Genomic DNA, 26,576 nt, shown 5'->3' with positions numbered 1-26,576 from the left:
AGGATTTATTTTTCAATACTAAATCTTACATCCTAAACTGATATCTTAAGTTTCGATTATATTCTTAAAACCTGTTCGTTCTGTTTATGACTTGCCCCATAACCTCAGCGCCAACCCTGATGCTCGTGAGGTCACTTGTTTACAGGCGCGTTCAAATACATAAGGCGAGCCTAAGCAGATAAAGTGTTCTTTAGCACGGGTAATTGCTGTATACACCAGCTCTTTAGTCAGCAGTTGCCATTGCGCATTACTGGGCTTTTGCGGCAGCACAAACGCCACTTGTTCAAATTCACTGCCTTGGCTTTTATGTACGGTCATCGCAAAACAACTGTCGTGATGGGGTAATCGCGCGGGTTGTACTTTCAATAAGCTACCATCTGCTTTGACAAAATAAGCCATGAGCCGTTCAGGTTTTTGTTCGTCCTGCAAAATCAAACCAATATCGCCATTAAATAATCCTAAGTTGTAATCGTTACTTTGGATAATGATTGGACGGCCAAGATAAAACTCCTGGTTAGGCTTAATCCAATGATTTTGCTTAAGCACATTGGTGATGGCGAGGTTAATACCATCAACGCCAAATTCACCTGATCGCATGGCGCACAAAATCCGGAATTTGTTAAAGCTTTCGATAATATCTGCAGCCTGATGACGCTGGGAATTGTAATCACTGTCTTGTACGGAACCTAGCTCATGACCTTGTTCACCATTGAGCAGTTTAGCTTGTTCATAAACATGCTGATTATCGAGGATCATCTGCAGATATTCACTGTAAGCTGCCACCGAAAGTTGCATTAACGGCAAGCTTTGACCTTCAGCTTGATGCTCAATCCAAGTAAGTTCTTGATGGCCATGCTGCCATTCTCGGCGGACTCCTTGAATATCGACATAGTTTACTGAACTAGCTAATAAGCCAATCCCTGCATCACCTTTAAAGCGGTGACTGTGCATTAACATACACAGGTTGTCACCAATCATGGGCGATTGATGAATAAACTCGCTGGTTGCTTCACCTGTGAGTTGCTCAAGTAAATCAGCTTGTTTAGCGGAATAGCGCATTTTCCACGGCTGCACAGACGATGAGTCCGTATTTGCAAGCCCAGAGCAGATATCGGCTAAGACTGCGCCAGCTTCAACTGAAGCGAGCTGGTCTTGATCGCCTAGCAATATCAACCTTGTTTGACTGGGTAAGGCATTGAGCAGTTTATGCATCATGGGTAAATCGACCATTGAGGCTTCATCGACCACCAATAAATCTAATCGTAACGGGTTGTCTTTGTTATGGCGAAAAGCATGGGAGTTTGGAATAACCCCAAGTAATCGGTGTAAAGTCGCAGCTTCTTCAGGGATATTTTTGAGCGCCTTGAGAAGTTCTGGCTTACCTGTTTGACTCACTTGGGTAAACAAACGGGCTTTAGAGGCTTTGATTGACTCACTTAATCGCGCCGCTGCTTTGCCGGTTGGGGCGACTAACTTTATGCTGAGTTCAGACTGGGTGAGTAGCAATAATAATAGTTTAGTGACTGTGGTCGTTTTACCAGTACCGGGGCCACCGGTAATCACCGCTAGGGCTTTGGTTAATGCCGTTGCAGTAGCCACTTTTTGCCAATTAATGGTTTGTGATGAAGCTGGCTTAGCCTCATCAAATAAGTCGTTAAGGTAAGCGGGTAACAGATTGGTATCGACAGTTAAGTCAATATTCGCCATCTGATTTAAGCGACTCGCCACTTCGGTTTCGAAATGATAATACTTGTTTAGGTATAAACGGCCATGTTCGAAAATCATCGGAGTATTTTCACTAGGCTCTCCCACACAATCTAATTTGGTAATTGAGTCAGTTAACTGCTGATGATCGACGTTGAGCTTACATAGGGCTTGTTGCTCACAAAACGGATTAGCTAAATCTATCCCACTGATGACCAAACAGCTGTGCTGACTGGATAACTGCTGACTTAGTAGGGTGCAGATGAACAATAAAAACTCATCACTTTTACTGGACTGTATCTTGGCCATTTCTAAAGCGAAATGGCGATCAAGTGGGGTAATAAGCCCTTGTTGCTGCCAATGCTTTAGTAGCTGATGTATGGCCGCTTGCAGCTGGAGTAATTGACTCATGATGTTGACTCCACTGTCGTATTATTCAAAGGCGTGCGACTCACTGCAGCTGATGCCTCATTCGATTGACTAAATAATATATCCAATTGCTCAATTAATGCTTGCGGCGGTTTGTCGAAAAATACCCCAGATTGTGGTGTTTGCGGGCTCATACCACGCAAGAACAAGTAAAAGCTGCCACCAATATGTTGTTGGTATTGGTAATGTGGCATACGTAGAGACAAGTATCGATGCAGCGCTAGGGTATACAAGATATATTGCAGGTTATAACGGTGACTGCTAATGGCATTGCCCATGGCTTCCATGTTGTAATCTGAATAGTCATCGCCTAAATGGTTAGACTTATAATCGGCAATATAAAATTGGCCGTTAAATTCAAAGGTTAAATCGATAAATCCCTTCAGCATACCCTGTAATTCATCAAACTCTAGCCCAGCATCATAGCCGTATTGACTGAGTAATTGATTCAATTGCTCAGATTTTAATTGGCTAATGGGAAGATAAAACTCCATCTCCACCAGCTTTTGTTTTTCCGTTAATTCACTCAAGGTTAACGGTATGCCGCTTGAGTTAAGTAATTGCTGGTCGCACTGCTGATAACCGGTTAATAGCGGTGTGTGCAAAATTTGTTGGTACCAGTGGGTTAAAGTCTCGGTCCAAACTTCTTTGTCAAAACCATATTGGTCCATCGCTTTGGCTAACGCTTCAGGCAATTCGCTATCTGCCTGAGTGAAATCAAATAACTCCAATACTAAATGCATAAAGCTACCGGCATTGGCGCCACGCTCGAAAGTGAAACGGTTAATTGCGTTTTCAGCGGCTTCAGTATCAAAGGGGTTGATATCACTGCTGGGTTCGAATTGCGCTTGAATTTCTTGGCTGAAATCTTCGTCATCGGCGCCAGGAGCGACTTTTTCATGGGCTAAATTTTTCACAAGCCCTGAGTAACTGCCTACTCGCCATGGTGTTTGGTAATCACGGCTTAAGGTTTTTGGTAGTGGTTCCTGGTCGTTGTTTTCTACGCTCAATAATGCTGAATCATCAATCGCATCGATTTCACTGATGCTAATCGCATCGACAGGATGACCGTGTTTATCGTTAGTAAGCTTTGTTGCAGCCAATTTAAGCTGCTCAAAATCGCACTCTTTAGTGGTAATACCCAGTAAATAACCGATAGCGGTTTCAAATAACTGACTGCTGATGCCCGCTTTTAGCATACGGCTATGGTTGGCAATATATAGGTAACACACATAAACAGGACGGGTGAGTGCCACATATAAAAGGCGTAAATCTTCAGCAAGATTTTCCTGTTTATATTGCTCCCAACCTTCCTTACTGGCTTCAACATCCCATATGAGCTCATCGTTTTGGTGATACAGCATTGGCGTTGGCTTGCGACGATTGTCACGGGCTAAACTAATGAAAGGCACAAAACACACAGGGTATTCAAGGCCTTTACTCTTATGAATCGTGACGATTTGCACAAGGTTTTGTTCGCTTTCAAGCCTAAGTTGCTGCTCATCACTACCTTGGCCATCAATAAGCTGTTGCTCAAACCAATTAATTAATGCACTGCTGCCATCGAGTTCAGTGGCTTTTTGCTGCAATAATTCAGATAAATGACGGAAATCGGTTAACCGGCGCTCTCCGCTCTCGGTGGCACTTGTCTCATCTGTTGAAGCTGATGTTAGTTTTGACGTCGATGTACTGAGATCGCCTTTAGCTAAAAATCGCTTAATCAATTCTGTTTCACTGGCAAGAGATAGTAGCGACGGCATAATGCCATGGCGATTCCACAGTTGGTGCCACTGAGCAAATTTATCTAATAAGTCTTGGCGCTGCTCTTCATCTTGATTGAACTGATGGATTTGCTGTGCGCTATAGCCCATAAGTTCTGTAGCCATAGCGGAGCGTAAACAACGTTCATCTTTAGGATTGGCTAAGGCTCGTAAAATGATCGCAATTTCAAACGCTTCTTGGGTTTTAAATACACTATCTCGGCTCAAAAATACTGCGCCAATTTGTCGCTCGCTCAAGGCTTGTTTCATTACCGCAGCTTCATTACGGTCACGAACCAAAATGGCGATGTCTTTGGCGATAAGTGGCTTACCCGTTTGAGTGTTTGATTTACTTGCCATGTAGCACTGGCCATTTTGCGACTCAGTTAATAGACGTTTGATCTCACTGGCGGCATCGGCAGCCAGTATTTTACGGCCTGTGGCTTTGTTGAGGCCAGAGTCATCTTCTGCCAGTAACTTTATTCGTAAGGCTGCGCTATTTTCTGTGGCTTCATTGAGGATTTTACTATCAGCGCTTTTAGGCGTATTGACCACGTCATAAGGGATCGCATCACTGATAAATGGGTCATCGTGTTGGCTAAATAATTGGTTTACCCCATTCACTAACGCAGTCGATGAGCGGTAGTTTGTTTCGAGGTTATAGTGCGCCTTGGTTTGTTTTCGGGCCTGAATATAAGTGTGAATATCAGCGCCGCGAAAGGCATAAATTGCTTGTTTAGGATCGCCAATCATTAATAAGCTGAGTTTATCCCACTGTGCTTGTTGTTGATAAATTGCCGAGAAAATAGCGAACTGTAGTGGGTCGGTATCTTGGAATTCATCGATTAACGCAACAGGAAAACGCGCAGCAATCGCATTAGCGAGCTGTTTTGAAATTAACTGCTCTTGTGATTGGCTAGTATCAGTATCAGTTTCAGTATCAGTATCAGTTGAGTTTAGCGCGCCTGCTAAAGTGATCAGCAAGTCATCTGGGGTCATTAAATTACGTTGAGCTTTTTGCAGCGCGAATCGCAGTTTAATCCCGTCTTTTGCGCGCACCAAGAATGCCGGTTTTATTTGGCTAATGAGATCAAATAAGCGCTCAATGTGATCCAATAGAGGCGCTTCTTGTGGCGTAGGAACTGTGCCACCTTTATTCAGTTTTAACCCTGATAACGCCAGCATTTCAAGTGTTTTTACTGGCGGTAACCCAGTACCTGAGCTAACCCAGTTCGTCAAATTATCAAACATAGCCGCAAGCTTCGGGTATTCATCAGCTTTTTTGCCAAAGCGGGCGCCATTTAGCGGCAAACTGTGCAGCAGCGTTAATTCTGCTTCACTGTCTGCTGCCCAGCGCATTTTAAAGCGTGACAAGCTTTGGGTGAGTTCGTCAGTCAGTTGATTAAAGTCTTTAGCAATAAACGGTGTTTTAGCCTGAGTTGCGCCTAATAGCTGCCTTAATTGTTTAGCTAACTCATCAGGGCTACCAAACTCATTGGCGATGACTTGGGCTAAGACCGCTGGCAATGGATAACAGGTTTCACGCCAAAAATCTCTTACTGCATGGTGTAAAAACTCGCTGTCATCGAGAGTAAATTCTGATTCAAATAGCAATGATGACTCGAATGCCATGTCAGATAATATCCGCTGACAAAAACCATGAATGGTGAAAATAGCGGCTTCATCTAATGATTTTAATGCTAAATCTAATCGTCTTAGGGCTATTGAGCGTTCTGACTCTGGTATTTGCTGGTAAAGCTGAGAGACAAATTCATCATCAGTATCAAGCCCAATAAAACACTTAAACGCAACCTGGATACGTTTTCTTATCCTATCGCGCAGCTCTTCTGTGGCGGCATTGGTAAAGGTCACCACTAAGATTTGCTCGCAGGTTAATGGCGCTCTTTCGATTTCTCCGTCTTTACCACCCAGTAATAGACGTAAATATAAACCCGAAATGGTATAGGTTTTACCTGTACCGGCACTGGCTTCAATTAAGCTGCTGCCAGTGAATGGTAAGGTGAGGGGGTTGAGTGTAGTGACCTTGGTCATTATGCTTGCCCCTCTGTACTGATAGCATCGATATTATTCACCGATGTTGTTTCATTGATGTACTCGTCTAAATCAGCCAAGGTGCCTTTGTGATATACGCTCAGCATTGGCTTAAGTAATTGCATGGCTGTGTCACCAAATCCTTGTTCCGTAAAGTCATTCGGGAAATTAAATAAGCGTTTGTTATGCGGATCGTTTCCTTCACCAAACTCTGTCTGCTCGTCAAGCCACTGGCTTTGCGCTTCATGGAGTTTTTCTGAATGTGAACCTTCAGCTTCAACATAGGCGAGTGCGGTGCGCGGCATAAAGCACAATGGCTGCGCTTGGCCATTAAAATAGCCCTGAACAAATTGTTGCAGTAATTGCTGCGCTGCCTCTGGTTTTATCGCTGTGAAAGCATGAAAATGACCGATATCCAGCAGGTAACTGTTTTTCTCTACTCCTGATGCGTTTAAGCATAAATGGCGTAAATAGACGCGTAAAAAGTCTCGGCCATGGGCTGTACCTGGGCGATAATTGACTTGGCCTTTCGCGTAAATGTCATCAATTCGACCAACCAAATTGACTGCAATGGTTTGTCGAGTAATGCTGCTGTTAAGAGTACTGTTGTTAAAATTACTGCTACTGAAACAGATGTCATCAAACCTAAGATCAACATCTAGTTCGGAAGTCTTTTGCGCTTCTCCAGTTAAATACAATACTCTGCCAATAAGAGGAGCAATATCTTTTTGATATTGGTTGAGGAGTAAATCATCAAATGGCTTCATGGGGAGTGAGCCGCTGACTTTTAGTTTGGCAACAAACTCCATATCAGCATGCTCAAGTTGGTTTGAAATAGCGCTATCTAATAAGGCTGATTGCAGTTTATAACGCTCAAGTGAATCTAAGCCAAAAGGTTCATCATTATCATCAGCTTGAATACGCAGATTAAAATCCACTTTTAGGCTTCGGTTTAAAAAGAATTGCGCAGGGCTTCTAAAGAATCGCAGTAATGCAGATAACTCAAGAGTATGTTGATGATCTTTTGCTGCATCAGTTAACTCTGATTGTAAATCTATAGCAATAGGCTGCGATGCGTTAATAAATGTGGACTGCCATTGTGCTGTTAGCGGGTCATTAAACTTAGGCGGACACCATTGGTGGCTAAAGCTCTGTTGTAAAATAGATTGTTGCTGCGACGGTGAGTGAGACACCTCGGGCTGAAATAGTTTCACATCGAATGGTTGCAGCGGTTGCTGGATAATTAAATGATCAATAATGGCTTGATCTGCAGCTTCATTGGATATGTTTTCGCGTGTTGTGTTTTTGTTTAAATGGCTATTGTTTAAATCGCTATTGCTTATATTACAGCTATTAAAGCAATAGTCGGCAAAATAACACAGTTGATAATACTCAATCAGCTCAGAGACTAACATCGACGGAATACGCTCAGCATTATCACGTTCAGAATGACCGATATAGCTGACGTATAATTGTTGCCTTGCAGAAAGCAGGGCTTCTAAAAATAAGTAACGGTCATCTAAACGTCTTGAACGGTCGCCTTTAATGGCACCATTGTGGGCCATTAAATCAAACCCTACAGGGTGTTGAACTCGTGGGTAAACGCCATCATTCATCCCCAGTAAGCAAACGACTTTAAAGGGAATAGAGCGCATTGGCATCAGAGTACAAAAGTTAACACTACCTGCAAGGTAGCGCTGCCCCACGCGGGATTCATTTAAGCGTTGATTAAACCATTGCTTAAGCACTTCAATGTCGAGTTCGCCTTGATGACCCGCACCTTCAAGTTCTTCTTTTAACGCTGTTAACGCTTCACGGATGGTTTGTACTTGTTCACGCTCATCATCGTCAGCTTCAAAAAATACCTCTAATAATTGATATAACTGTTCGATGCGCTCAAGCGTTGGGCAAGTGCTGGCAAGTTGCTGCTGATAGTCATCAATGAACTCTAAAAAGTTGAGCAAGTGACCTAATGTTTGCGCCGATTGTCCTTCAACGCCTTTGACGAGCAGGGTGTCATGATAAATCGAAGATTCATCATTAAAAGCATATCCTTGAATAAGGCGACTGATCCCAAATGCCCATGAGTTTTGCTTAAACCCAGGCACACCTTGTTGCAATCGGGTGTGTTCATCTCGCCCCCAACGAACATTGGCATCATCTAACCAGCGCCTAATAAGCTGAAGGCCATCATCATCTAACTGGAATTTGCGTAAAATAGCAGGGACTTCAAGAATGCTTAAAATATCGGTTAAACCAAAACGGCTTTGATTTATATCCAATAAATTTAAGAAACTGTTGATGAGTGGCGACTCTTGCGCAGCGCCTCTATCAGCAATGGCGTAAGGGATATAATAATTACCTTGCTGCTGGTGTGATTGGCTGTTACTGGTGCCAAATACCGCATCAATATACGGTGCATAAGCGGCAACATCAGGCATCATTACTACGATATCTTTAGGTAGCAGGCCCGCTGATTGCTGTTCATTGGACAGCAATGCTAATAAGTGATCGTGTAAGGTTTCAATTTCGCGCAGCGGACTATGACAGCTGCGTAAAGTGATTGAATCATCCGTTGGCAGTAAGCTTCTTCTTGCTTGAGTATTTTGATAAAAGTGCGCATCAGGCCCTAATGGTTGACCTAACGTTTCCATTTGCAAGATATCAAATTGTAATCCTTGCAACAGGTTTAGCTCATCGGCGGATTGTTCAGGTTCGATGTAGCAATCGTAACTAAAGTCAGTATGTTCAGCGGGTAACTCGAGCATTAAATCTAACAGCTCGCGGCCCATTTTACCGTTATTGGCTAAAATCGGGTTACCGACTTCGAGCTTATCTTCCCATGACTCACCGAGTTGCTTTTTATCGGCATATTGCAGCGCCATTCGTGCTCGAGCTTTAGGGTCAACAATATCGCCCCAGTAATGCTGACAGGGGCTAAGGGAAAACATAATGACTTCAATGCGCTCAGCAAGGTGATAAAGCACCTCAAGAGTTTGCGGCGGCATTGATGATATGCCAAAAACGAATAAGCGTTCAGGCAAAGAACTGATAACGGTGTGCGGCTGTTTGAGCGCATTAATTAATTCTTGATGCAAGTTGGCGCGGTGATAATGACTGCCGTTAATTTCAACTTGGTTATATTCGATTAGCGCACGCCACAATTTGGGCTGCCATAGCTGATTTTGTTCAAGCTTGATTGGCTGCTCGTTACTTTCCCAACCTAAAATCCAGCTCGGACGATAAACTAAGTATTGGTCAAAAATATCGGCAATGCGGCCACAAAGTTGATACAGCTTCATCGCATCAAAATGCCGTTGATGTTGATTAGCAAGTCTAGTCAAACTGTTGCTGCTAGGGATGGATTCATTTGTGTTAGAGCTTAAATCAGCACTTTTAATATCACTTACATTTGAAGCTGTGTTTGTGACTTCGGGTGTTAGGTAAGCTTGTAGTGGTGCAAAATCTTCATCAGTTAATAATCTTGGCAATAAATCCATTAACTTCCACGTCATTGCCGCTTTGGTAAAAGCATTGTCTTTAGGGACGTTAGGTAAGAGTTCATGGCATAACTGCCAAGTAAAACTGGACGGTAAAGGGAACGAAAGAGCAGCAGCGATACCATTGTATTTTGCCACTTCTAAACGCAGCCAAGTCGACATCCCCGGGCTTTGAACTAACACATGTTCGTTGGCCAGTAAGTTAGCATTATCAAGAGGAATGGCTAACATCTTGGAAAGCTGTTCAGACAAAACTTCCATCTGATTCGATTGAATTAATCTAAGCATTACTGACTCGGCAACTGATGATAAAAACCATTCTAAGAGGTTGTTATTAGGTTTGAAAGGCTTTTATTAGATAGTGAGTTTAAACGCTAAAATAGCAAGCAAATATTGTTGTGTGGTGATTCATGTTAATCGGAATAATAAGCTGTGTTCACCATATGAAAGTGACTTTCAGGTGTCTATATTGGGCATGATTCATTAGGTCATGATTCATTAGAGCGTGGTTCATTAGAACATGGGTCATCCATATGAGAACAAAATAAAGTTAACTTCTCCCTCACTACTAACTATGCTGCTATAGCTTATAGTTCGGTTTTTTCTACAATAAGATACGTATGAACTTCAGGGTATTGGTCAAACTCTACATGTTTAATCGTGCAACCAAGTTCAATCAATAATGATAAAAAACCATTAGTACCAAGAGACGAATAATAGACTGTAGGCCCCATATTGTTATCAGTATGACAACCTTCTTTTTCTACACCACCAAACGAAAATATAAATACACCACCAATATTGAGCATCTTTACTATTTTAGTGAGTACGTTACGTTGTTCAGTTAATGGGATATGCCAAATGCTGTCCCATGCAGTGATAAAATCGTACTTCTCTGGTAACTCACACTCACAAATATCAGCCTGCATAAAGTCTATATCAGGTTGTTTTTCACGCGCAATATTAAGCATTTCAGTTGAAACATCTAACCCAGAAGCTGTGAAGCCTTCATTTTTTAGCAACTCAGTAAAACGCCCAGTACAACCGCAGCCAATGTCTAAAGCGTTTCCTCGCTTTTGAATAAAGCTGATGGCTTTCTTGTGCTGTTCAATACCATTAGCCATATTAAACGTTTCATTAGCCCAAAGATGAGTAATTTGATCATAGGCTTTGCCGATATCTTTTGGTTTCATTAATGGCCTCACTTTAAGTCAAATTGGGATTAAAACTTAACGCAGTGGAAAGGTTGTACGGCAGCAGCTACTTGTTCACCTTAGACAAACTTTGAAGCTGACACTTTTGGTGATGGATATATTATTACAATATTTTCGGCACCTTGTTGTTTCATCGCCTTCAGGTTTCTATCTACTCTTGCTATGTGTAACTTTGTATAGCGTGAATATCTTTAGCAAAACACACATGTTTTATAAATCTTTTGAAAACTGAAGTAACATAATGATTTATAAGTACTCTATCAGAGTGACGTTGAATAAACGAGTATCAAAAAATGGTCAATGAGTATTGATGTTGGAGGCTTAGTTTATTTCCAAACTCTGCTTGGATTAACATCGTGGGTTTTCCACCCAAATCCGACGAAAGTAAGTAACAGCAATTCCCTCTTGGAACACCCACTCCAATTTAGTTTAAAAAGCGAAACTTCCAATGGAGTTATTCATAGCGTTAAACTTTGTCTGTAGGCTGTTTCGGTAAGCTTCAAAAATAACTAACGCTTTCAATGGGGCGTCCCTTTTCCTCGAAAGCAAGCTGGAATCTTAAGTGCAGGATGCACTAAATGCCTTGAAGCACATGGATGTGCGAGAAAGGCCATGGCTAGACTCACGCAATTTTCTTGCTTACCTCTATTCAAATTGAACATTCACAGTTTTAAAAAACTCTATTTAGGCTTTAACTAAACAAATGAACCTGCCGGTCAAACATGTCCCCATTGAATAAGCATGAGGCTTGCTCGCTTTCCAGAGCTATTTCGTAGGGGCGGCAAGGGATGTCGAGAAGGGAAATGCTGTTGTTTCCCTTTCGTCTGGTGTGGGCGAAGCGCCACGACTTTAAACTAGTTTTATAGGATTAAGCTATTGAAATATGATTAAATAACTAACCCTACACCCCCATTTTTACTTTCCTAAAGTAGCGTTTAAACAAGATTTGATGTTGTTCTATCTGCTTATAAAAATAACTGTGACACTCACAATTAATTTTTCAATTATCAGCTTTAGGGCATAGGCAAGTTACCATAGTTGTATTGGTTAGGTTATGGATCACCATAGCTTTAAGTTAACCAATTGCCTGCCGCAGGCCTTTGTGCAAGCACGACTGCGACACGCTGCAAGTTCGTCCCTAAAACTCGGCCATGACGTCCTTGTCATGGACGGTCACTGCCGCGCTTACACCGAAATTTTTATCTCTTCGATTTAACTCCATTCGTGATAATAAAAAATCTTCAAGGCTCAATTTGAATTGAGGACGCAGAGAAAATAGCGTGAAGCTCACATGGATGTGAGATTAGCTTTCGCGGTGAATGGATGCACCATCGGAAGCGTTAGCATTTTCGACTAAGACCGAAGTTAGCAACAAACGACGTCAAAAGCGGGATCAACCCCCATCGAAAACCATGCGCTTTTCAGCATTTTTCGGAGGGGCAGCGGGGTGTTCCAAGAGGGTATCGCTGTTGATACCCTTTTGGTCTGGTGTGGGCGAAGCGCTACGACGTTAATCTTTAGCTTTACTCAATTAAACGAATATAAATGATTAATGCTGAACACCATGTTTTTCAAGAAATGGCTGAACTCGTTCCATCAGTTGAGTTTGTTTAGATTGTGCTTCTTGCATGCCAATTTGTGCGCCCGATTGCATCAACTGAGGGGATTTCTCTAAGAATTTTTGACCAACAGGAGTTTGGTAAAACTCAGTGACAGCTTTAAGTTCATCGTCTGTGAAAGACTCTGAATACAGTGCTTTAATTTCATTGATTATTTTGGCGCGATCAATATCTTCATTAAACCAAGTGCGGAAGATTTGTTTAAGTTCTGCTTTACCTGCTTCATTTAATTGAAACTGGGCAGACATTTGGTCAATGACAGGGAGCATTGCCTCGAAACCGCCATTCATCTGAGTGTCCATATTCATGACTTTGAACATTTTGTCTATTGCCGCTTCTTCGGCCATTACTGGTGCGCTAAACGTCATAAATAATAGCGGTAATATTAGTACTTTTTTCATTTCATAACCTTATGGATTAATTGTATATATGATCTAATGGCAAGCGTTTGCATAATGAATTCCAAAATTAAACTCACAAGCTCATTTTTACCTTTCTAAAGTAGCGTTTAAACAAGATTTGATGTTGTTCTATCTGCTTATCACTCAACTGCTGATATTGCAGTGCAATAAAGTGCTCTGTCATTTTGTTAAAATCTTCGGCTAATTGTGGTTGTTGCTCACTCACTGTGTGATGCATAAAAGTAGCAAAGGCTTGGGGTGGCATGGTGTTCCGTGAGTAACCTTTTTTAGCTAACTTAGTGCAAATCAGGTTATAACGTTTAATGATCGGGTCTTGTTTTGGGCGAACAGTAAACACGCCAGCAAAATAGGCAATGATTAAAGCAATAATGCTAAAGCTAATAATCATTAAAACAATAATTTTACTGCTGTTTACTTCGCCTAACAGCTCACTTAATACCTGTTGCTGTCGCTCTTCATCAAAGCTTAAAACCCAAACACTCCAATAAAAATCTAAGCTGGCCAATTGCAAGCGGATGTTGTTAAGCCAAGGGATTTCTTTAAAGCGTAAACTGGTAAATGGACTGTCTTGTAAATAGCTATCTTGGCCAGCAAACATGGCATCAAAGCCATCTAAAATTCGATTTGGGGCAATCATCGCAGTTGGATCAAAACGGACCCAGCCTTGTCCTTCTAACCAGACTTCAGTCCAAGCATGTGCCATATATTGGTAAATACTGTAATAACCGGCTTTAGGGTTGTATTCGCCGCCTTGATAACCTGCCACCATACGTGCTGGTATGCCACTTGAGCGCGCCATAAACACTAATGCGGACGCGTAATGAGAGCAAAAACCAGCTTTGTTATCAAATAGAAAATCATCCACTTGGTTAGCACCGATAGGCGGTGGACTTAAGGTATAGAAATAAGGTTGCTCTGCAAAATAGCCCATCATCGCGTTGATACGATCACGTGGGAGAGGGTAATCTTTGGCAAATTGTTGAGCTAATGCTTGTGTCTTAGGGTTCGTTTCTTTTGGTAAAGTCAAATTTATCCGCTTGGCTATCGGTGGTAATGACAATTCAAGTGAGCTATTAGGGTAAGACGTGACGCGGTAGCTAAAGCGTTGGTCGATATTACGTAATGAAAACAGTCGAAAGTCATTAAGTTCAGCCACTTGTTCTGTGTTGGTAAAAGATTGATCTAAACCAAACAGCCATTTTTGATAAGTTGGCTCAGTGATAACTTGGTAATTATATGGATTCGACTGCTCAATGGTATGTGGCAATTTACGTTTAGGTAAAGGCCCATATGAAATCCGCTGTTCATTCTTTCTGAAATTTGATTGCTTCCAGGTTGTTCCGTCGTAATTTTCCATCACGAGCGCGCGCCAATATAGTTGCTCATTGGGAACTAATTGTAATTTATCGGTGTTATTGGTTTCGTTATCAAAGCCGACGCGAAATGCGAGACTAGGAGAGCGAGTTAGCTTGCTGATATCGCCCAGTGAGACTTCATCCGAAAGGCCCGTTGTCGCGTTTTTCATGCTCGGTGCAAGCCACAAAGGTGGCAGCCTTGGAAATACCACAAACAGTAATAACGCCAGCGGCAAACTTTGCAAAAAAAGTTTGAATCCAAAACTTAAGTTTATTTTGCGGCTACTATGTTGATACACGCTGATTAGTACACAGGTATTAACAAGACAAACAAACAACAATTGAATGGTGTCTAAAATGCTTTGTCGTTCAAGCAAGGCAAACGCTATAAGAAAATAACCCACTAGCACGACGACTTTTACATCGCGTATTTGACGCATTTCTATGTATTTAAGTGCATACCCAAGTAAAAGTAAGTTAACCAGCGCATTAAGCATGCCGATTTCTTTAGCCACCAATGCCAAGGTGGCTGCGGCGCCAACAGCAAGACTGGTAACCAGTAATTTGGGCGGTGCGGCGACTTTGCCGAAATAAATACCGACACGCCAAACAAAACAAATACCGCAAATGCCAATGCTCCATAAGGTGGCATCTTGGTAAAGGGGAAATAGCACTAATGCATTGGTCATCAACAACCAAAATAGGGTATTTCGGCCTATGTTTTCGTTAAAGTTATCTTGCTCGATAAATAGCTTTTTATCATTTTTCGCCTGAGCTGTTTGAGAAAATGAGTCATTACTTTTCATCATTGACTCCTGTTTCTACCGTTGCATCAGTGATTTTTTTGCCATATAAGGCGATTAATTGCTGGCATTGTTTGCGGTGTATTTCACCACTATTTTGTTCAATCACTTGTTGCTTAAGGGCTAAACCAAATACTTGTTGCCCTTGAGATAGTACATTAACTTGCCATGCCAATTTGCTGAGTTTTTGTTCAAGGCTATTACCATCGGTATCATCCAGGCTTAACCACACAGGTTTTCCTTCTGGCTGAGCAAATTCTTTGGTGAGCATTCCTCGACCTTGAGCCCATTGTTTCCAGGCGACTTGTTTTAACGATTCACCTTCTACATAAGTTTTTAAGCCTTTGTAATCATCGACGCCAGATTGTAATTTCCCATGCTCAAACTCGCTGCTGTTATCGTCATCGAGACTGGTTAACGAGACCTGGCTAGTTTTTGGCTCGGCATAAATAATATGGTGAATATCTAAATCAACATAAGACCAAGTACGAAACAGACCCAATGGAAAATTAGATGACACCTTAATGCGCCCGGGGTTGAAACGACCGCGTTCTTGAGGCGTGAATGTGATACTTGATTGACTAGACTCACCAATATCAGTCAGGCGCACATGTCGCTGCTCTGCAAAGTTAAGGCAGATTTGTTGATGACTGGTATGTTTGTTATCTGGTTTTGCTTTACTGGTTAAGGTCACAGGAAAAGCAATGCTTTGGTTAGCTTGGGTTTCTGGTGGCGTTTGCGAGGTTAAAGTTAACCCTGCGAGGTTTTTATAGCTGTAAATAATGCAGGTATGGAGCAGGCTCGCCAGTAATAAGCTTAAACCGATAACTAAGTTATTTTGATAGTTAGTGCCAAAAAGATACAGCACGCCAATAAGCATAAACCACGCTATGCCAAAGCCACTGGGTAAAATAAATATACTCTTATGAGTCAGAGCAACCTGTTTATTGGGAGGGATCCGCTTATTCAGCCAGCGGCCCCAACGTTGCTTAATTCTTTGGGGAATAAAGCGTGTATACCATTTGGGCTTAGGCTGATAATGGGCTTCAGTCTTTACTGATTTTTTCATGCTAGTTAACTAATTGGATTAACACTGGCAAGAATATGATCTGACAAGGCTTGGCCTTGTAACTGATTGTTACTGCGAATACGGTGTTCAGCCACGCAGTGAAATACCGCTTGGATATCTTCAGGCACTACATAATTGCGGTGATGAATAAATGCCCATGCTTTAGCTGCGTCCAATAAGGCAATGCTCGCTCGAGGTGACAGGCCATTACCATCGGCTTGCTGGCGAGAGAACTGGGCTAAATGAATAAGGTATTTAAGCACAGCATCAGAAGCACTGACCTTTTGTACCTGATTTTGTAAGCTGATGAGTTCATTGGGTGTAAAACATTGTGCTAAAGGCTCAGCAGTATTTCGTGAAGTGAGTCCTTTGAGCATTTCCAGTTCTGCTTGCTCATTTGGGTAACCAATCGAAATACGCATCATGAAGCGGTCTAATTGCGACTCAGGTAAAGGAAAAGTACCTGATTGCTCGATAGGGTTTTGTGTTGCGATAACAAAGAAAGGTTTTGGTAATGGGTGAGTGGTGCTGTCTAAGGTGATTTGGCGCTCAGCCATGGCTTCAAGCAATGCACTTTGGGTTTTAGGGCTTGCACGATTGATTTCATCAGCTAGCAACATCTGATTGAAAATTGGACCAGGATGGAAAGTAAATTCTTGCTGCTCCTGTTGGTAAATTGATACCCCAAGAATATCGGCAGGTAACATATCACTGGTGAACTGGATGCGTTGATAACTCATGCCTAAAGAGGTGGCAAGCGCTTGCGATAAACTGGTTTTGCCCATGCCGGGTAAATCTTCAATTAATAAATGACCTTTTGCCAAAATACAGGCAACCGCCAGTTTAATTTGTTCAGGTTTACCCAGTAATACACTTTCTAATTGCGATAATAATTGTTTTAGTTTTGACGCTGGCACTCAGGACTCCGTTAGTTAACAAATGGTTTGGCCATATTTGTTAACAAATACATCGAAACTATAACGTTACCTTGTCATTAATTAGAAGGAAAGCACTTAACGGCATTAAGCTGTAAATGTTTATTAAATCTTGCGTTAATTTTGTACAAAACATTTAATACATAAAATTAAGCTCTTTAGTGCTAAACATACTGCTTTCAGGGCTATGGGATTGTTGGTATATCAAACGGTAACTGAGTACCGCTTGGACGTATTCTCGGGTTTCTTTATAAGGAATCGTTTCGATAAAGCTCATTACGTCTAACTTACCGTCTGATTCTTTAAGCCAACGCTTCACGCGATGTGGCCCAGCATTATAAGCCGCAGAGGCTAATACGCGATTATTATCGAATTGTTTAAGTAGTTCAGCATAATAGGCACTGCCCAGTTGTACGTTGTATTCAACCTGATATAAATCAGTTTTACGTTTAAATGTAAGTTTGTTTTTTCGCGCGGTTTCTTTAGCGGTTGCTGGCATTAGTTGCATTAAACCACGGGCGCCGACACCTGATGTAGCATAGGGGTAAAATGCGCTTTCACGTCGTGCGATAGCTCGCACTTCGTCAATGTTGACCTTATATTTTTTACTGGCCTTTTCAAATTCAGCTTGGGCAGCAGGTGGAAAACGTAGTTGTAAACTGTTCCATTGCTTTGCTTGAATACTGGCTTCAACACTATAGTCAAACCAGCCTTGTTCAAGGGCGTACAGTCCATACTCTGCACGCATTGGGTTGCTCTGCCTGCGAAGCATGTGCACCCACTCATTGCGAGCATCACGGGTTTTATCCATGGCAATCAGTTCAATAATTCTCGCCATGGCTGGATCATCATTTAATCTTGCGGCAAGAACAGGGTTTGACTGTAAGTTGTCATCGTTCATTGCCAAGGGCGCTTTGATGGTTTGTGCGGTGTGAAAACCGTAAAAGTTACGCGCTTGACTTAACTGTTTGGCAATTTGTGCTGATGTCTGTTTATCGGCATCATTTTTAGCGTTTTCTTCAAGATAGCGTGCTTGCCAATATTGCCAGCGGGAATCATCAATCACGTCGTCACTTAGTAATGCGAGATAATGTTTGATGGTGGCAGTGTCTTTTTCGCTAATGGCCCAACGTAGACGAATTTGAAACAAGTCATCTGAGTCTAATATAGGTAAGCTCGCGTCGATATGTTCAAGTAAATCAGCTTCTTTGTAAATTAAAGCACGGCGGACAATATAACGATTAAGTTGTTGTCCTTTAATGGCATTAAAGCGATTCGCTTTGTCATACTTTTTGTAAAGTTTGACTGCTTGTTTTAAATCTTTGCGTGCCAGTTTGCGCAGCCCTACAGTGACAATGTCGCCAACCATGGGAGATTTAGACGAAAACTTACGAGTATGACGCAAGCTATTCGGGTCGCGATAAACCGAAATAAGCAGATCTGCTTCAGCTTTATTCTTAGTAATCTTTCTAGCCAGATATTGAGTTAAACCGTATTGGCTTTCATTAAAGCTTAATAGCATTCTTGACCATATTAATGCTTGAGTTCGCTTACCTGCTTTAGTCCATTCGCTAAATAAAACATCACACTCTTTTGGACGAGAACGGCCATATTGCCATAACCTTTCTGCGCCGTCGTAGGCAATTTTTTCATTACCTTGGGACAATTGGGCGCGAAAGTAATAACACTGCAAAGCTGTATCGTTAGGGACTGTCGGTGAGATAGCAAGAAAGTTGTCCCACTGTTTTCGATTACCTGCATTTTTCAAATACCGATAGCGCAGAGTATTGTATAGCGGGGTTTGATTGAATGCTTCTATGGCTTGATGGGCTTGCTTGCCTTTAAGCTTTGATATGCTGGCACTTTTTTCATGATAATCAAGGTATACATTAAGTGGGTAATCACCAAGCTGCTGGCGTAATTTTTGGTAAGTTTTCATTTGTTTTTTATCCAGTGCTATATGTGCATCCAGATAAAGCTGCTGTTGAGCGCTATAAGTGATTTCTTTAGCGCTAACGCAATGACTAAAGCCCTGCAAAAATAGCAGAGCAACTGTGACAATTGAAAAATACACCATGTTACGCATAATAATGAGATCTCCGTCTCAGTACGACTTCGTTGCGAAAACTCAACTTTAGTATTTATAGTATTGGTATTATTCGCCAGTAGGAATAATACGGCTTAGGTATTTCTACCCTGTGTTTCAGGTAAGCTCAACAAAAATAATAGTGCAAATGCTCACTTATGCGCTGCTAAATCGGCTTTAATCGTTTTAAATTACGCTTTAGTGCTCTTTTGAATCATCTAATGCTTTATTAATGAGTTGTGGATCTAAATTTTTACTGGTTTCGACCCCAAGTTTTTGCATGATGTGTGCTTGCCTTATCAGGTTACCTTTACCTTGTGACAATTTACTCATTGCTTGCTGATATGTTTTGTCTGCGGTTTCTAACGCGCGGCCTAATTTGTCCATATCTTCAACATAACCGCATAACTTGTCGTAAATCTTAGCTGCTTGAGCGGCAATGGTTTGAGCGTTTTGATTTTGATATTCATAACGCCAAATATTGTTAATGGTGCGCAGAGCAACTAATAAGTTTGTTGGACTGACAAGCATAATATTATGATCAAGGGCAAAGCTTACCAAAGCAGGGTCTGACTCAAGTGCTAATAAAAATGCAGGTTCAATTGGAATAAACATCAACACATAATCAAGGCTCTTAAGACCGTGTAGTTTGTGATAATCCTTTTGGCTTAAGCCCTTAATGTGCTGGCGAATCGATAAGGCCAGTTCTTTAATCGCTTGCTGTTGAACGATTTCATCATCACTATTAAAGAATCGCTCGTAGGCAACCAGTGACATTTTTGCGTCAATGACCACATCTTTTTGCTCTGGAAGGTGAACAATGACATCGGGTTTAAAGCGTTTGCCTTGCTCATCTTTTAAATCTTGCTGGGTGTCATATTCATGACCTTCACGTAAACCACTTTCTTGTAGTACACGTTCAAGGATGACTTCACCCCAATTACCTTGTTGCTTATTGTCACCTTTAAGCGCTTTGGTGAGGTTAATTGCATCTTGGCTCATTTTAAGATTGAGATCTTTAAGGTGATCAAGTTGGTGTTTTAAAGCACTTCGCTCAGTTTGCTCTTGAGTATATGATTCGCGGATTTGTTGTCTGAACCCTTCAAGTTGTTGTTTAAGCGGCCCTAGAACGCCATCAATTTGAGTGACATTTTGCTGTTTAAAGTTTTCGCTTCTTTCTTCAAAAATACGATTAGCAAGGTTTTCAAATTGAAGCTTTAATCTTTCTTCTGCACTTTCTAGTAAAGCTATTTTGTCATTCAATGCGACTTTTTCGGTATTCGCTTGGGTTTGAATACTTTGTTGCATTGCATTTGATTTGGAAAGCGCCAGTTGAGTCTCCATGAACTTACGCTGGCCGTCAGCTAAGGTTTGTTCTAATTGAGGAATACGCTCGGCTTGAGCTTCTAATTTTGATAATTGGGCAATGAGTAATTCTGATCTTTCTCTTGTTTGAGCCAGTGCTTGTTCTTTGTCTTCAATCTGTTGCGCTAATAGCTGCTGTTTTATCTCAAAATCAGATTGTTGCTGAGTCATCTCAGCCGCAATTTTGTCTCGATGTTGTTCCCAACGTTGACGAGTTAACCGTTGATTAAGTAATGCGCCTATGAGTAAACCTAAAAAGGCCGCTGCGGATAATGCGATGATTTCAGCGATAGATAAAGAAGTAGGAAGCGTCATGATGTCGACCAGATAAAAATGATGCTTAAGATTCTCATGCCGCTAGTATGGGCGCAAGGGAGTTAAAGTGGATTTAATACTTAAGCGCTTAATTAATAAACTCAAAAGCTAAACTTTTTGAAATTTATATTCGTATTAAACTGTCTTATAGTTAATCGCAGTGAATAATCTCGTTTTTCGGGAATAGCAAGGAGTAGTTTATGGTGTCTAAAAAAGGCTTTACTAAGGGCGTTGGCAATACGCCTTCTTGGTCTCTTAAGGAAAATGAAGTGACACCTGAAAGTGTATTTAGTGATAGACGTAACATCATTAAAGCACTTGGGCTTGGCGCTTTAGGGGCAAGTTTACCAGGGCAAGTTCAAGCAGGATTATTTGATTTGTTTGGCGGCGAAGAAAAGCCTCCTTTTGCTGTACAGGGACTTGATTACAGTAAGCCTAATCAATTCCAAATAGTTGATCGCTTAACCCCTGAAGATAAAATCACTCGCCATAATAACTTTTATGAGTTCGGTACCAGCAAACAAGATCCGTTTGACAATGCGCAGCAGTTTCAAGTTAATCCATGGGAGCTCAGGATTGAGGGTTTAGTGGATAAGCCGTTAACTCTCGATTTGAATGATTTAACCACCAAATTTGATCTTGAAGAACGGATTTATCGTTTACGCTGCGTAGAGGCATGGTCGATGGTTGTTCCTTGGGTAGGGTTTTCATTAGCTGAATTACTTAAGATGGCAGGAGTGTCGAATAAAGCGACTCATGTTGCATTTGAAACTCTATTCGACCCAGATCAGATGCCTGGTCAAAGAAATCGTTTAATGGGCGGGGGTATTCATTACCCTTATGTTGAAGGATTAACGATTGCTGAGGCGATGAATGAATTACCATTCTTAGCCGTTGGACTCTACGGCAAAACCTTACCGCCACAAAATGGAGCACCTGTCAGACTAGTCTTACCTTGGAAATACGGGTTTAAAAGTATCAAGTCAGTAGTTAAAATTCGCGTAACAGATAAGCAGCCACCAACCAGTTGGAACCAATTGGCACCACATGAGTATGGCTTTTATGCCAATGTAAATCCGCAAGTCGATCATCCAAGGTGGTCACAAGCCTCTGAGCGAAGTATTGGTGAGGGTGGGTTATTTTCAGCGAAACGTATTCCGACCCAAATGTTTAATGGCTATGGTGAACAAGTAGCCGATCTGTATAAAGGTTTAGATTTAAGGAAGTTCTATTGAAGCGCTTAACTCAAAGAGGATTATTTTGGCTTAAAGTATGCCTGCATATTAGTTTTTTAAGCCCAATAATTTATCTAGTTTTGATGGTGTTAACTGATAATGCTGGTGGTGATCCAGTGCAGTATATTATTCATTATACTGGCATGGGCGCGCTGAATGCTTTAGTGGTAACCTTGCTAATTTCACCGCTTGCTAAGCGATTTAAGCAAGGCTTGCTACTGCAAACTAGAAGGTTAGTGGGCTTATATGTGTTTGCTTTTGCTTGTTTACATATTGCCGCCTTTATTAGTTTAGATTTGCTTTTTGCTTGGGGATTTTTGTTTGAAGAGATTGTTAAACGTCCGTATATTTTAGTCGGCGCTGCCAGTTTGATTATTGCGACGCTGTTAGCTTTAACGTCTTTTCAAGCGGTAAAGCGTAAACTGGGAAAACGCTGGCAGTCTTTGCATAATTGGATTTATGTTATGGCAATACTCGCGCCGATCCATTTTTACTGGTCAGTTAAATCTGAAATTATCGAACCCAGTATTTATATTGGCATCTTCGCTTTGTTACTTTGGTACAGACGAAAATCTATCAAACAGTGGCTATTTGGTAGAGCATAGTTTTTTTCCTAAACGTTTTACATAAGCACTTTACATAAGCACTTTACATAAGCACTTTACATAAGATCTTTACATAAGCTCATTGCATTAGCCCTTAACTACAGACTTTTACTATAGATCTTAATTATAGCCAGAGATAGTTTGGTTTAGTGCTCCCGCTGAAACCTTGATTGATTTTTTGTTATCAATAAAGGGAGGCTAAACCGCTTCTGTTTACTGACTTTAATTTTGTGTCATACCTTTGTTATTTTTGGCTTTTTCACATCTTGGTTTCTTGTTACTTTCCCTATCTCTTTGATATATTATGCGGCGCTGGAATAGCCAGTCATAATTGGAGACGAGAATGAAAACGACCGACTATCCTCCTAGTAGAAAGGGAGAAAAATAACACCTGTCGGCCTGTCAATTTTGTCTAGCCCTTCAGTGGCTTAGAACACATTCAATATGCTGTTATCTTTTTATTTTTTCTCCCAAATCTCTACTCGACACCACAAATACATTTGTATTTAAAATGATTAGCATCTTTTAAAGGTGGCTAATGGATAATACCTGCCGTTTATCAATTGGTTGGTTAAGCTATACATGATAGAGAGATATACCATGAAGCTAATGAATAAAGCCTTAGCTTATGATTCAGTGTCATTACCGAATGAAGAGTCTACCCCAAATACCAAAATATTTACTCAATACACTCAAGATGAACAAATAGCGTTGTTGACCTCAATGCCTATTGAAGACGCAGTTAATATTCTTGGTGGGTGCTCTGTTGTGCATGTGCAAAAGTTGATTGCTGAATTAGATATTGTTGGTGAAGATGTTAGAGCAAGGCATTTTGCTCATCAGTTAGGGATCATTCTCTCAGAGGTTGAACCCCACAAAGGCTATTTAAACACAGGGGTTTTCGCCCACGTTCAGCAGCGAATAGGCTGGATTATAGGTTTAGCGTTGCTAGGGATTGTATCAGGGTTAATTATTGCCAGTTATGAAGATACCCTGAGCCAATTAATGTTGTTAGCGATTTATATGCCTGTTATTGCTGCTGCTGGTGGCAACACTGGGGCTCAAGCGGCAACCTTAGTGATTAGAGCACTCGCCACTGGAGAGCTTAAAAAGCGTCAGTGGTTGTCGGTACTTTGGAAAGAAAGCAGAGTGGCGTTAATTATTGGTTTGGTGATTGCGCTTGTTATTGTCGCAAGGGTGATGTTTTTCAGTGATGGTATGTCGACTGGAGGCTTTGAGTTAGAGCTTATTGCCAGTGCAGTTGCTGTGGCATTGTTTATTCAAATCAGCATATCAACAACTCTTGGTGGTGTGTTACCGATTATTGCTAGAGCATGTAAATTAGATCCCGCAGTACTTGTTAGCCCATTGCTGGCGTCGATTGTCGATATTTCTGGTATGTGGATTTACTTCAGTATTGTGAATGCGTTCTTAGGCATTAGCTAACAAAATTATTTGGCAAAATACCACTAACCAGACACAAAAAAGCCGAGTTGAACTCGGCTTTTTGTGTCTAATTCTGGCTATCTATCTATCTATCTAAATAAACAATTTTTATGTTTTGGAGGCTTCACTAAACCATTTATACAGTAACTTGAGAATAAGCTGAAGCCAATAACACTGCCCATAATTACGGCGAGCAAGTACCAGTCTTGCTGCATGGAAATCCTAAGGTCAATATATTGGAAAGTAACAACGCCCCAGACGCCAAATGTGCCAGCGAGGAGACCTAATTGAAGGATTCGATTTATGAGGTTATTTTTGAGTAATGCCAGCAACGGCAGCATGGTGCACAACACTGCTAGATTTATTTGACCGTAACGAATGAAATGCGCTGCCAGTAATATATAAGCTAAAGTGATAAAAACAAGGCGCCACCACATGGTAGTTTCCTTCTACAATTTAAGTGAAATTAGGCTAAGAGGCGGCAATATAGCGGCAAAGGAGAATATATTCTCATGCGTAAATCACAAAACGACGTTTTGAAGTGTGCTTTAGGTGACAAAGGTCTAATAGTCTAGGTTTAATCGAATTAACTGAGAATAAAAACAAGGGAAATTACAGAGGTGAAAAAAAGTGGTCGGGATAACAGGATTTGAACCTGTGATCTCTTGTCCCCCAGACAAGCGCCTTACCGGACTAGGCCATATCCCGAGCATTCTGTTTCGCTGCATAGACTATCAATAAGGTATTTTACAGGCAACCTGTTTGATGAAAATTACTTTCAATCGATTGTTAAGTAAACGATAAATCAATTTTATATTATTGATTGTAAAGTCTTCGTCCTTCTCGCATCACTTGAATAAGCTCGGGAGCACTCAGTTTTTGTTTAAGTTGTTTCTGGTAATTAATATCATAAATACGATATTTCCCATGGCGGTCTAAAACAGTAATCTCAGATTTTTGATATATAGCAAAGGTGCGGCTATCACCAATATAAACCCATTTTTGCTGACTAGGTTGTAGCAGGCTATAGCCAGAGCTGTAGTCCCTAGTTGAGTTATTACAATGTAATACTTGGCTCATTATTGTCGGTACAATACCAAAATGACTGGTGCGATAGCTGACAGTATCAGCAGATACATTTGGCCAATGCATGACAAACGGTACTTTAACATTACCAGGGGAAAGATCTTGGTTCACCTCAGATGGATTACTGCTAAATATTTGTCCATGGGTACCAGTAATCATGATGAGAGTGTCATCACCAACATGATTAAGTAACTCTTTAAGTTGTTGATCAATAAAGTACAAAGACTGTCGATATTGGTTATACAATACTTTTTGTGCTGGCTTTACATCAATGTGCGGCTTAATCGTTTCAATTCCTAAAAAGCCAATTGGGGTGTCATAATGTTTTGGGGCAGATAAATTGACTAGCGAGAACCAATGAGATTGCTGACTTGCGCTCCAATCAATAAACGCCTGAACATTTTTCATGTCTGTTTGCGCGCTGCCTTCTTCACTCTCGTTAGTTATGACAGAGAGTCCGTCAAATATTGAGCGATTGTCGAATACTTTTTCATTTTCTTCAGATAGAAAAATAGCTTGCTGGTAACCCGCTTGAACCATCGCCACAGTCATAACTGGCGGCGTGTGATAAAACTCTTTTCTATCACCATAGTTACCCTGTAAGCCATAAAACATGGCAAACATGCCGGTTTTAAATTGATTTCCGCCACTGAAATGGTCAGTAAATTGTTTATTGTCATTCTGATACTGGGTTAAGAATGGCATGGTGAGTTCATTGACCATATCAGCTCTTAAACCATCAACAGAAATAATTAGCACATTAGTTTGTTGTGAAAGCAGTGCAGGATCTTTGCATTGCAAAGGCAGTATTGGGTAGCTGAGGTTTCTTGATTTGGTTTGATATCGGTTATCGTCACTATTGGTTCCTTCAATGCCGTGGCTCTCCATGAAAGAACGCGCCGTAGCAGGATAAGATAGCGGGTAAGTGTCATCAAAACGGGTAATTTGAGTTACATCAGAGGCATCTGCCCAAATATGGACTAAATGGCTACTGATAAAGCATATGCCGACGAAGGCTATTGCTTTATTACCAAACTGCTTTTTCTCTAATTTTTCAATTCGTTTCCAAATAAAATTAGCAGCGGTCAGTTCAATTAATATAATCGCTGTCGGGGTAGCGATATAGGAGGTACTTTTTAACAGAGCATTGAGATCTGTCCAGGCAAGATCGAACGCAAAAGGACTTAAATGAATACCATAATCATCAAAGACAATGGTGTCATAAAGCAAAATACACAGGCCTAATGTCGCAACGAGTGCGGCATAACCACGTAATATTTTTGAATAGGGTAGTAAAAGGGTAATAGGGAATAGAAAGACGACATAGACAATGAAGGCTAAAAAACTGAAATGACCAATGGTGCTAATAGCTAGGTAACCCCAACCAATAATGGTTTCTGGGTAACCAACACTGCTTAAATAGCGGGCGCCAATTATCATAGCTAAAAAGCCATTAAAGAAGGCAAACCAATGGCCCCAATTTACAAGGCGTGACACTTTGTCACGGGTCATCTGTTTTTTACGCTCAACCATGCGGTATCGTTTTCCTAATCCTATCTGGAATCAAAATCTATTA

The 26,576-nt window shown here is 41.1% G+C and carries 15 protein-coding genes and 1 tRNA gene; 3 read left to right on the top strand and 13 right to left on the bottom strand.

The genetic code is table 11. The features are described from left to right. Nucleotides 1-84: 84 nt before the first annotated feature. The 10 genes from recD to rmuC form a co-directional block, all read right to left on the bottom strand. Complete coding sequence (recD, locus tag L2737_RS12230) at nucleotides 85-2,115, bottom strand: exodeoxyribonuclease V subunit alpha (RefSeq protein ID WP_248955893.1); 2,031 nt, start codon at nucleotides 2,113-2,115, stop codon at nucleotides 85-87. Beyond that, on the bottom strand, nucleotides 2,112-5,945 hold the full coding sequence (gene recB / locus L2737_RS12225) for an exodeoxyribonuclease V subunit beta (protein ID WP_248955892.1): 3,834 nt from the start codon (nucleotides 5,943-5,945) through the stop codon (nucleotides 2,112-2,114). The genes recD and recB overlap by 4 nt, the downstream gene beginning before the upstream one ends. Then, complete coding sequence (recC, locus tag L2737_RS12220) at nucleotides 5,945-9,733, bottom strand: exodeoxyribonuclease V subunit gamma (RefSeq protein ID WP_248955891.1); 3,789 nt, start codon at nucleotides 9,731-9,733, stop codon at nucleotides 5,945-5,947. The genes recB and recC overlap by 1 nt, the downstream gene beginning before the upstream one ends. A gap of 299 nt (nucleotides 9,734-10,032) precedes the next feature. Further along, nucleotides 10,033-10,638 carry a class I SAM-dependent DNA methyltransferase gene (locus L2737_RS12215; protein ID WP_248955890.1) on the bottom strand — a complete coding sequence of 202 codons (606 nt, stop codon included), beginning with the start codon at nucleotides 10,636-10,638 and terminating at the stop codon, nucleotides 10,033-10,035. A gap of 1,570 nt (nucleotides 10,639-12,208) precedes the next feature. After that, a complete protein-coding gene (locus tag L2737_RS12210; protein WP_248955889.1) occupies nucleotides 12,209-12,679 on the bottom strand; it encodes a DUF2059 domain-containing protein in 471 nt (156 codons plus the stop codon). A gap of 73 nt (nucleotides 12,680-12,752) precedes the next feature. Further along, nucleotides 12,753-14,864: a transglutaminase TgpA family protein gene (locus L2737_RS12205; protein ID WP_248955888.1), complete on the bottom strand. Its 2,112-nt coding sequence runs from the start codon at nucleotides 14,862-14,864 to the stop codon at nucleotides 12,753-12,755. Next, complete coding sequence (locus L2737_RS12200; protein WP_248955887.1) at nucleotides 14,851-15,927, bottom strand: DUF58 domain-containing protein; 1,077 nt, start codon at nucleotides 15,925-15,927, stop codon at nucleotides 14,851-14,853. The genes L2737_RS12205 and L2737_RS12200 overlap by 14 nt, the downstream gene beginning before the upstream one ends. Nucleotides 15,928-15,932: 5 nt before the next feature. Next, nucleotides 15,933-16,844 (bottom strand): AAA family ATPase, encoded by a 912-nt coding sequence (locus L2737_RS12195; protein WP_248955886.1) that lies wholly within the window; start codon nucleotides 16,842-16,844, stop codon nucleotides 15,933-15,935. A 154-nt stretch (nucleotides 16,845-16,998) separates the two neighbouring features. Further along, complete coding sequence (locus tag L2737_RS12190; RefSeq protein ID WP_248955885.1) at nucleotides 16,999-18,948, bottom strand: transglycosylase SLT domain-containing protein; 1,950 nt, start codon at nucleotides 18,946-18,948, stop codon at nucleotides 16,999-17,001. Between the two features lie 198 nt (nucleotides 18,949-19,146). Further along, complete coding sequence (rmuC, locus tag L2737_RS12185; RefSeq protein ID WP_248955884.1) at nucleotides 19,147-20,628, bottom strand: DNA recombination protein RmuC; 1,482 nt, start codon at nucleotides 20,626-20,628, stop codon at nucleotides 19,147-19,149. A gap of 200 nt (nucleotides 20,629-20,828) precedes the next feature. Between rmuC and msrP the strand changes: the two genes are divergently transcribed. The 3 genes from msrP (at nucleotide 20,829) to L2737_RS12170 (ending at nucleotide 23,914) form a co-directional block, all read left to right on the top strand. Further along, entirely contained in the window at nucleotides 20,829-21,863 is a 1,035-nt protein-coding gene (gene msrP, locus L2737_RS12180; RefSeq protein WP_102528337.1) for a protein-methionine-sulfoxide reductase catalytic subunit MsrP, read from the top strand. Further along, nucleotides 21,860-22,468, top strand: coding sequence for a protein-methionine-sulfoxide reductase heme-binding subunit MsrQ (gene msrQ, locus L2737_RS12175; RefSeq protein WP_248955883.1), 609 nt, complete (start codon nucleotides 21,860-21,862; stop codon nucleotides 22,466-22,468). The genes msrP and msrQ overlap by 4 nt, the downstream gene beginning before the upstream one ends. A 600-nt stretch (nucleotides 22,469-23,068) precedes the next feature. After that, on the top strand, nucleotides 23,069-23,914 hold the full coding sequence (locus L2737_RS12170; protein ID WP_102528339.1) for a magnesium transporter: 846 nt from the start codon (nucleotides 23,069-23,071) through the stop codon (nucleotides 23,912-23,914). A gap of 89 nt (nucleotides 23,915-24,003) precedes the next feature. On the opposite strand, the gene L2737_RS12165 is transcribed toward L2737_RS12170, so the two are convergent. From L2737_RS12165 to L2737_RS12155, 3 genes are all read right to left on the bottom strand, one after another. After that, nucleotides 24,004-24,351, bottom strand: a complete 348-nt coding sequence (locus L2737_RS12165; RefSeq protein WP_248955882.1) for a hypothetical protein — start codon at nucleotides 24,349-24,351, stop codon at nucleotides 24,004-24,006. A 194-nt stretch (nucleotides 24,352-24,545) separates the two neighbouring features. Next, nucleotides 24,546-24,622 (bottom strand) — tRNA-Pro (locus L2737_RS12160). Between the two features lie 108 nt (nucleotides 24,623-24,730). Beyond that, nucleotides 24,731-26,533, bottom strand: coding sequence for a DUF3413 domain-containing protein (locus tag L2737_RS12155; protein WP_248955881.1), 1,803 nt, complete (start codon nucleotides 26,531-26,533; stop codon nucleotides 24,731-24,733). Nucleotides 26,534-26,576 lie beyond the last annotated feature (43 nt).

The sequence above is a fragment of the Shewanella electrodiphila genome (genome assembly GCF_023283985.1).
Classification (GTDB): Bacteria; Pseudomonadota; Gammaproteobacteria; order Enterobacterales; family Shewanellaceae; genus Shewanella; species Shewanella electrodiphila.
Note: the sequence above shows the minus strand (reverse complement) of the source record. Positions and strands in the feature narration are given on the sequence as shown.